Annotated in this window: 1 protein-coding gene; it reads left to right on the top strand. The window is 62.8% G+C overall.

The features are described 5' to 3' along the window. On the top strand, positions 1-1,306 hold a 1,306-nt coding region (locus FHS28_RS23810), incomplete at both ends, for a hemagglutinin repeat-containing protein (RefSeq protein ID WP_184295582.1).

Here is a 1,306-nt window from a genome sequence, read left to right as displayed (position 1 = left end):
GAGGAGATGAGCCAGAAGAAAAAGAGCGGCTTCCTCAAGAAGAAGGTCACCACCACCTACAGCAAGACGGATGAAACGGTGGCCGTGGCCACCACGGTCTCCGGCGACACGGTGGCCATCATGGCCGGACAGGATCTTCTGGTGAAGGGCTCCAACGTGGTGTCCGACGCCGGTACGTCGCTCGTGGCCGGGGGCGATGTGACGATTGAGGGGGTGACCCAAACGCTGAACAGCGAGAACTTCAGCAAGACGGTGAAGTCCGGACTGATGGGCGGAGGCGGCATCGGCTTCACCATCGGGAAGCAGTCGCTGGAGCAGACCAAGAAGAACACCGAGCTGACCAGCGCGGGATCGACGGTGGCCAGCGTGCAGGGCGACGTCAGCATTGTTGCGGGGGAGGCCTACAAGCAGGTGGGGTCCACGGTTTCGGCACCGGCGGGTGATGTGAGTGTGCTGGCGAAGAGCATCGACATCGAGGAGGCTCGGAATCAGTCGGTGCAGAACAGCGAGACGAGGTTCAAGCAGAGCGGCTTGACCGTTTCCCTGAGCGTGCCGGGCGTGGACACTGCGCTTGGCGCCATCAAGGCCGGTGAGCATGTCACGCAGACAGAAGACGACCGGATGAAGGCGTTGGCGGCTGCCACCGCGATCTCCAAGGCCAATCAAGCGCTGGAGGAGATCAAGAAGTTCGACGCAATGAAGGCGGCCGACCAGAAGCAAAGCGTGCGCGTGAGCATCTCGCTGGGGAGCAGTCAGAGCAAGAGCAGTCAGCACAACGAGGCGGACCAGGCGGTGGGAAGCAGTCTGTTGGCTGGCGGAGCACTCAGCTTGGTCGCCACGGGCGCGGACAAGGATTCCAACGTGACCGTTCGCGGCAGCACCTTGACCGGTCAGGACGTGCTGCTCAAGGCGGACAACGCGATCAACCTGATCGCGGCGCGAAACACCAGTGAGCAGCACAGCAAGGACTCGAGCAGCAGTGCGTCAGTGGGCGTCGGCTTCTCGCTGGGGGCGGAGAACCGCTTTGGTGTGACGGTCAGTGGGAGCGTGTCCAAAGGCAACTCCGACGGCATCGACACCAGTTACACCACGACGAAGGTCAACGGCGGCAGCTCGGTGACTCTGCAATCGGGTGGCGATACGGCATTGCAAGGGGCGGTGGTTACGGCCCCCAAGGTGACCGCGGACGTAGGCGGCAGCCTGAAGATTGAAAGCCTGCAGGACACCGCGAAGTTCGACAGCAAGAGCACGAGCGCAGGCGGCAGCGCAACCTTTGGGTATGGCGCGGGCGGGAGTGCGAATTTCA

The sequence above is a fragment of the Roseateles terrae genome, assembly GCF_014192155.1.
Lineage (GTDB): Bacteria > Pseudomonadota > Gammaproteobacteria > Burkholderiales > Burkholderiaceae_C > Roseateles > Roseateles terrae.
This window is presented reverse-complemented; position numbering and strand designations above follow the sequence as displayed.